Genomic DNA, 6,844 nt, shown 5'->3' on the forward strand with positions numbered 1-6,844 from the left:
TTCGATCTCTGACGCTATAGTTTCTCTGTGTTTTATTTTGAGTTCTGCGAGACCACCCATATCTACACGTCAGGGGTCGTCGGCAGCGTCCGATGGGGGACGGGGTCCTTCTCCGAGTGGCGGGGGGCAGGGAGGTCCTCTCTCAGGCGCTGGCGTCGTCCAGCAGGCGGGTCTCCTCGTCGGTGAGCACGAGATCCTGCATGGGCAGCAGGTCGGCCAGCTGTTCCACCGAGCGGGCGCTGGCGATCGGCGAGACGACGGTCGGCCGGTCGGCCAGCCACCGCAGCGCCACCGCCGCGACCGTGACCCCGTGCGCGTCGGCCACCTGCTGCAGCGCGGTCAGCACCCGGTCGCCGCGCTCCCCCACGTAGGCCGAGGCGCCCTCCGCCCGCGGGGAGTCGACCTGCTCACCGGGCCGGTACTTGCCGGTCAGGAAGCCCTTGGCCAGCGCGTAGTAGGGCAGCACGCCCAGGTCGTGCGCGGCCACGACGTCGCGCAGGCCGTCCTCGTAGGCGGCCCGCTCCATCAGGTTGTAGTGCGGCTGCAGCGCGACGTAGCGGGCCAGGCCCAGCCGCTGCGAGGTCTCCAGCGCCTCGGTCAGCCGCTCCGGCGAGTAGTTCGACGCCGCGACGTAGCGGACCTTGCCCGCCCGGACCAGCTCGTCGAAGGCGCGCAGCGTCTCCTCCAGCGGCGTGCTGCCGTCGTCGTAGTGCGCGTAGTAGAAGTCGATCCGGTCGGTCTGCAGCCGGCGCAGCGACCCCTCGACCGCCGTCCGGATCTCCGCGGCCGACAGCGGGTGCTCCTTCTCCAGCCGCGAGGCCTTGGTCGCCACCACCATGCGGTCGCGCAGGCCGCGCTCGGCCATCCAGTTGCCGAGGATCTCCTCCGACGCGCCCCGGCCGTAGGACTCGGCGGTGTCGACGAACGGCGCCAGGGTGCTGACCGTCGCATCGGTGAACCGGTCCAGCAGGGCGAAGGACGTCGGCTCGTCCGCCGTCCAGCCGAACACGTTGCCGCCCAGGCACAGGTCGCTGACGGTGAGGTCGGTCCCGGGGATCACTGGCATGCCCCAACGCTAGATGAAGGACCCTCCTGCCCCCCGTCGCTCGCGGGCTCGCGACGGGACCCTGCAGGAGGGCCGACGGCGCCGCGCGCGAACCGCTCCACCGCGAGGGACCGGTGGGACGTGAGGGACCCGTTCGACCCCCCTCGGTGGCGGGCTGTCAGGGCGACATGGCACGGTGCCTGCGGTCCGACCTCGCCATCCGGCGTGGTCCGGCACGCTCTGTCACCGACACGGAAGGAACCACGTGAACAAGGCCGAACTCGTCTCCGCCATCGCCAAGCGGGCCGACGTGCCCACCTCGACCGTGGACTCGGTGCTCGCCGGGCTCCAGGACGAGCTCGTCGACGCCATCACCCGCGGCGAGAAGGTCGCCGTCTCCGGCCTGCTGACCGTCGAGCGCACCCAGCGCTCCGCGCGCACCGGCCGCAACCCGCAGACCGGCGAGTCGATCGACATCCCCGCCGCCAACACGGTCAAGGTCACCGCGGGCTCGAACCTGAAGAAGGCCGCCAGCAACGTCCCGGTCTGATCGGGCACGTCCCGGGTCCGCGTCGGGACGGCGACTGCCCCCTGTGACCCGGCCCACGAACCCGTGGGTCAGGATGCCCGGGCAGTCGCCGTCCGACGGCAGGCGGCACGAGGGACGGAGGGGCTCGTGACGGCACTCGAGGTGGACACCGACCCGGCCGAGGTCGGTTTCGACACCGGCCGGCTGGCCCGGCTGGACCGGCGGCTGGCCCGCTGGGTGGACGACGGCCAGCTGCCCGGCTACCTGGTGACCGTCGCCCGGCACGGGCACCTGGTGCACGTCGGCTCAGCCGGGTACCGCGACGTCGAGGCGGGCCTGCCCGTCGAGCGGGACACCCGCTGGCGGATCTACTCGATGACCAAGCCGGTCACCTCGGTCGCGGCGATGGCGCTGTACGAGGAGGGCGCCTTCGAGCTCTCCGACCCGATCTCGCGCTGGCTGCCGGAGTTCGCCGAGACCCGCGTCTACGTCGCGGGCTCCGCGCAGAAGCCGGTCACCCAGCCGCAGGTCGAGCCGATCCGGGTCCGGCACCTGCTCACCCACACCTCCGGGCTCACCTACGGCTTCCACCACGCCCACCCGGTCGACGCGATGTACCGGGCCGCCGGGCACGAGTGGGGCACCCCCGCCGGCGCGGACTCCGCCGAGGTCTGCCGTCAGTGGGCGGCGATCCCGCTGGTCTTCCAGCCCGGGTCGGAGTGGAACTACGGCGTCTCCACCGACGTCCTCGGTCGGCTGGTCGAGGTCGTCTCCGGCCAGCCGCTCGACGAGTTCTTCGAGCAGCGCATCTTCCGCCCGCTCGGCATGACCGACACCTCGTTCGGGCTCCGGGAGGGCGACGACCCCGACTCGCTGGCCCGGCTCTACGGCGCCGTCCCCGGTCGGCCGGGGGGCGCACCGACCGGCTACGCACCCCTCGACGGCCTGGGCGACGTGGCGCACCGCAAGCCGACGTTCCTCTCCGGCGGCGGCGGGCTGGTCTCCACCGCCGCGGACTACCTGCGCTTCGTGGAGCTGCTGCGCCGTGGCGGCTCCTACGACGGCGGCCGGGTGCTGGGCTCGCGCACGGTGGCGCTGATGACCCGCAACCACCTGCCGGGCAACCAGGACCTGGAGACCTTCGGCCGGCCGCTGTTCGCCGAGACGCCGCTGCGCGGGGTCGGCTTCGGGCTGGGCTTCTCGATGGTCATCGACCCGGTGCGCTACGGCGTGCTTTCCAGCCTCGGCGACTACAGCTGGGGCGGGGCGGCGTCCACGGCGTTCTACGTGGACCCGGTCGAGGACGTGACCGTCGGCTTCTACACGCAGCTGCTGCCGTCGAGCACGCTGCCGATCCGCAACCACCTGCGCCAGCTGGTCAACCAGGCCCTGGTGGACTGAAAGAGGACCCCGTCCTCCCCACCCTTCGCAAGCTCAGGGCGGGACCCGGGACGGGGCCGGCGGGACCCGGGACGGGGCCGCTGCCGGCCCCGTCCGGGCTGGGAGAGGTACTCCCTCCTCAGAGGTAGCGGCGGTAGACGACCGTGGCCACCATTGCCGGCTTGCTGCCGCCCTCGACCTCGACCGTGACGTCCATGTTCATCGAGATGCCGCCGTCGAAGGGCGTGGCCGAGGCCAGCGTGGCCCCTGCGCGCACCCGGCTGCCGACCGGGACCGGCGAGGGGAAGCGCACCTTCTCGGTGCCGTAGTTGACGCCCATCCGGAAGCCCTCGATCTCCACGATCTCCGGCAGCAGCGAGGGGATGAGCGACAGGGTCAGGTAGCCATGCGCGATCGGCCCGCCGAAGGGGCTCTCCCGCTTCGCGCGCTCGGGGTCGACGTGGATCCACTGGTGGTCCCCGGTCGCGTCGGCGAACAGGTTGACCTGCTCCTGGGTGATCTCCACCCAGTCGCTGTAGCCCATGTGCTGGCCGACGAGGCTCTGCACGCCCTCGATGCCCTGCACGGTCGTCACTGCCATCGCGCCGTCTCCTTCCGTCGTGCTCCGGTCTGGTTGGCTGACTCCACCACACGGGCACCGGAGGTGAGAGGGCGGCGTGCTGAGACTGGGGTCCCTGGAGGTGCCGCCCGGCCGGCTGGTGGTCATGGCGATCGTCAACCGCACGCCCGACTCGTTCTACGACCGCGGCGCGACCTACGAGCTCGCCGCCGCCGTCGAGCGCGTGGACCGGGTCGTCGCCGAGGGCGCTGACATGGTGGACGTCGGCGGGGTGAAGGCCGCGCCCGGCGAGGAGGTGGACGCCGCCGAGGAGATCCGCCGGACGGCCGACCTGGTCGCCGCCATCCGCGCAGCCCACCCCGACCTGCCGATCTCCATCGACACGTGGCGGGCGGAGGTCGCCCGGGAGGTGCTGGCCGCCGGGGCCGACGTCGTCAACGACGCGTGGGGCGGCGTCGAGCCGGAGCTAGCGGAGGTGGCGGCCGAGGCCGGCGCCGGGATCGTCTGCACGCACGCCGGCGGGCTGCCGCCGCGCACCCGCCCGCACCGGGTCGCCTACGACGACGTCGTGGCCGACGTGGTGTCCCGGACGACGGCACTGGCCGAGGCCGCCGTCGCGGCGGGCGTGGACCGCGGGCGGGTGCTGGTCGACCCGGGGCACGACTTCGGCAAGAACACCCGGCACTCGCTGGAGGCCACCCGACGGCTGGACGAGCTGGTCGCCACGGGGTGGCCGGTGCTGGTGGCGCTGTCGAACAAGGACTTCGTCGGCGAGACCCTCGACGTCCCGCTGGAGCAGCGGCTGACCGGCACGCTGGCCGCGACCGCGGTGAGCGCCTGGCTCGGGGCGACGGTGTTCCGCGCCCACGACGTCGCGGCGACCCGCCAGACGCTGGACATGGTGGCCGCCATCCGCGGCGACCGGCCCCCGGCGCGCACCACCCGCGGCCTGGCCTGAACGAGGGCCCCCTCCCTCTCACCGCTCACAAGCTCCCGGCGAGCCTCCGGACGGGGCCGGGCTAGGTTCGCCGGCATGGCCGCCACCGGGTTCCACACCGCCGATGAGCTGAACGCGCTGCTGCCGGGCACCCTGCCAGGCCTGCTGGGGCTCACCATCACCGCGCACGAGCCCGGCCGGCTGGAGGCCGCCCTCGACGTCCGCCCGGAGCTGCTGGCACCCAACGGCTACCTGCACGCCGCGACCGTCGTCGGGCTGGCCGACACCGCCTGCGGGCTGGCCACCCGGGCGCTGCTGCCGGAGGGCTCGGCCGGCTTCACCACCATCGAGCTGAAGAGCAACTTCCTCGGCACCCTCCGCGAGGGTCGGGTGACCACCGTGGCGACCAACGCGCACGCCGGGCGGACGACGCAGGTGTGGGACGCCGTGGTGACCGCGGAGGGGTCCGGGAAGACCATCGCGCTGTTCCGCTGCACCCAGTCGGTGCTCTGGCCACGCTGACCACACGTCCGGGTACTCGCGGGTAACCCCCTTGTGGCCGCCGCCACTGGGAGTGTGAGACTGGCGCCACACCGACGTGCGAAGGAGCCCAACCCGTGGCGCTGGCCAGCCGTTACCCCGACGTCGAGATCCCCGACGTCTCCGTCCCCGAGTTCGTCCTCGCCGCCGGGCGGGAGAAGCCCGACGCGCCCGCGCTCATCGACGGGCTGAAGGGCGACGTCATCACCCACGGCCAGCTGGCCGCCTACGTCGACCGGGTGGCCGCGGCCCTGCACGCGCGCGGCCTGCGCAAGGGCGACGTCGTCGCGATGTTCTGCCCGAACACCCCCTGGTACCCGGTGGTCTTCCACGGCATCGCAGCCGCCGGCTGCGTCATGTCGCCGATCAACTCGCTGTACACGCCCGACGAGATCGCGTTCCAGCTGCGCGACTCGGGCGCGAAGATGCTGATCACCGTCTCGCCGTTCCTCGACCGGGCGAAGGCCGCCATCGAGAAGTCCCCGGTCGACGAAGTCGTCGTCATGGACGGCGCCGAGGGCCACGCCTCGCTGGTGGACCTGCTGAGCACCGACGCCCCGTCGGTCCAGGTCGACTTCGACCCGGCCGACGACCTGGTCACGCTGCCCTACTCGAGCGGCACCACCGGGCTGCCGAAGGGCGTCATGCTGACCCACCGCAACCTGGTGGCGAACGTGGCGCAGTGCCGGCCGCTCGTCCAGCTCGGCGCGGACGAGCGGATCATCGCCGTCCTGCCGTTCTTCCACATCTACGGGCTCACCGTGCTGATGAACCAGGGCCTGGCGTGGGGCGGCGCGGTGGTGACGCTGCCGCGGTTCGACCTCGAGGACTTCCTGCGCACGATCCAGGACCGCAAGATCACCCGCGCCTTCGTGGCGCCGCCCATCGTGCTGGCGCTGGCCAAGCACCCGCTGGTCGACCAGTACGACCTGTCGTCGCTGACCTCGATCCTCTCGGGCGCGGCCCCGCTGGACGAGCAGCTGGCCCTCGCCGCCGAGAACCGGCTGCGCAAGGGCGCCGACAGCGGGGTCACGGTGGCCCAGGGCTACGGCATGACCGAGCTGTCGCCGGTCTCGCACACCACCCCCGACCTCGGCGCCGAGCCGCCGGGTGCGGCCGCGGGCTCGGTCCCGAAGGGCTCGGTCGGCTTCGCCGTCCCGAACTCCGAGTGCCGGCTGGTCGACCCGGCCACGGGCCAGGACGCCGCCACCGGCGAGCGCGGCGAGCTGTGGGTGCGCGGCCCGAACGTCATGAAGGGCTACCTGAACAACCCCGAGGCGACGGCGGACACGATCGACGCCGACGGCTGGCTGCACACCGGTGACGTCGCGATCGTCGACGAGAACGGCTGCTACACCGTCGTCGACCGGGTCAAGGAGCTGATCAAGTACAAGGGCTACCAGGTGGCCCCGGCCGAGCTCGAGGCCGTGCTGATCGGCCACCCCGAGATCGCCGACGCCGCGGTCATCGGCGTCCCGGACGAGGAGAGCGGCGAGGAGCTGCCCAAGGCCTTCGTCGTCCGGGCCCCCGGCTCGACGCTCACCCAGGACGCGGTCATCGAGTACATGGCCGGCAAGGTGGCGCCGCACAAGAAGATCCGCATCGTCGAGTTCATCGAGGCGGTGCCGAAGTCCGCGGCCGGCAAGATCCTGCGCAAGGAGCTCCGCGCGGCGGGCTGAGCCAACCGCTCCCCGAGGCGCCGGCCGCTCCGCTGCGACCGGCGCCTCGTTGCGTCCGGGCGGCGGCGGGTAGAAGCCGGCCCGCTGCAGCAGGTCGGCCCGGTTCACCGCGGTGGCGACGACGTCGACGAGCACCTCGCCGGGTCGCAGCACC

At 72.7% G+C, this 6,844-nt stretch carries 7 protein-coding genes; 5 read left to right on the plus strand and 2 right to left on the minus strand.

The window, feature by feature from the left end; all coding sequences use genetic code 11:
• Nucleotides 1-142: 142 nt before the first annotated feature.
• The gene (locus CNO22_RS24800; protein WP_100501920.1) at nt 143-1,066 is read right to left on the minus strand and encodes an aldo/keto reductase; all 924 of its coding nucleotides are present in this window, start codon (nt 1,064-1,066) and stop codon (nt 143-145) included.
• A gap of 244 nt (nt 1,067-1,310) precedes the next feature.
• Here CNO22_RS24800 and CNO22_RS24805 point away from each other — a divergent pair, with 244 nt between their 5' ends.
• Together CNO22_RS24805 and CNO22_RS24810 are read left to right on the plus strand one after the other, a co-directional pair.
• Nucleotides 1,311-1,595 (plus strand): HU family DNA-binding protein, encoded by a 285-nt coding sequence (locus CNO22_RS24805; protein ID WP_091223132.1) that lies wholly within the window; start codon nt 1,311-1,313, stop codon nt 1,593-1,595.
• A 126-nt stretch (nt 1,596-1,721) separates the two neighbouring features.
• Nucleotides 1,722-2,975: a serine hydrolase domain-containing protein gene (locus CNO22_RS24810; RefSeq protein ID WP_100501921.1), complete on the plus strand. Its 1,254-nt coding sequence runs from the start codon at nt 1,722-1,724 to the stop codon at nt 2,973-2,975.
• Between the two features lie 118 nt (nt 2,976-3,093).
• On the opposite strand, the gene CNO22_RS24815 is transcribed toward CNO22_RS24810, so the two are convergent.
• On the minus strand, nt 3,094-3,555 hold the full coding sequence (locus CNO22_RS24815) for a MaoC family dehydratase (RefSeq protein ID WP_100501922.1): 462 nt from the start codon (nt 3,553-3,555) through the stop codon (nt 3,094-3,096).
• Nucleotides 3,556-3,631: 76 nt separating this feature from the next.
• Between CNO22_RS24815 and folP the strand changes: the two genes are divergently transcribed.
• The 3 genes from folP (at nt 3,632) to CNO22_RS24830 (ending at nt 6,690) form a co-directional block, all read left to right on the plus strand.
• A complete protein-coding gene (gene folP, locus CNO22_RS24820; RefSeq protein WP_100501923.1) occupies nt 3,632-4,492 on the plus strand; it encodes a dihydropteroate synthase in 861 nt (286 codons plus the stop codon).
• 75 nt (nt 4,493-4,567) lie between these two features.
• The gene (locus CNO22_RS24825; protein ID WP_100501924.1) at nt 4,568-4,993 is read left to right on the plus strand and encodes a PaaI family thioesterase; all 426 of its coding nucleotides are present in this window, start codon (nt 4,568-4,570) and stop codon (nt 4,991-4,993) included.
• A gap of 95 nt (nt 4,994-5,088) precedes the next feature.
• On the plus strand, nt 5,089-6,690 hold the full coding sequence (locus CNO22_RS24830) for a 4-coumarate--CoA ligase family protein (RefSeq protein WP_100501925.1): 1,602 nt from the start codon (nt 5,089-5,091) through the stop codon (nt 6,688-6,690).
• Nucleotides 6,691-6,844: the final 154 nt, after the last annotated feature.

The sequence above is a fragment of the Geodermatophilus chilensis genome, assembly GCF_002802985.1.
Classification (GTDB): Bacteria; Actinomycetota; Actinomycetes; order Mycobacteriales; family Geodermatophilaceae; genus Geodermatophilus; species Geodermatophilus chilensis.

Excerpts from the sequence above, each read along its gene's own strand:
- CNO22_RS24800 (WP_100501920.1), bottom strand. The coding sequence starts at position 1,066 with ATGCCAGTGATCCCCGGGACCGACCTCACCGTCAGCGACCTGTGCCTG.
- CNO22_RS24825 (WP_100501924.1), top strand. The coding sequence starts at position 4,568 with ATGGCCGCCACCGGGTTCCACACCGCCGATGAGCTGAACGCGCTGCTG.
- CNO22_RS24815 (WP_100501922.1), bottom strand. The coding sequence starts at position 3,555 with ATGGCAGTGACGACCGTGCAGGGCATCGAGGGCGTGCAGAGCCTCGTC.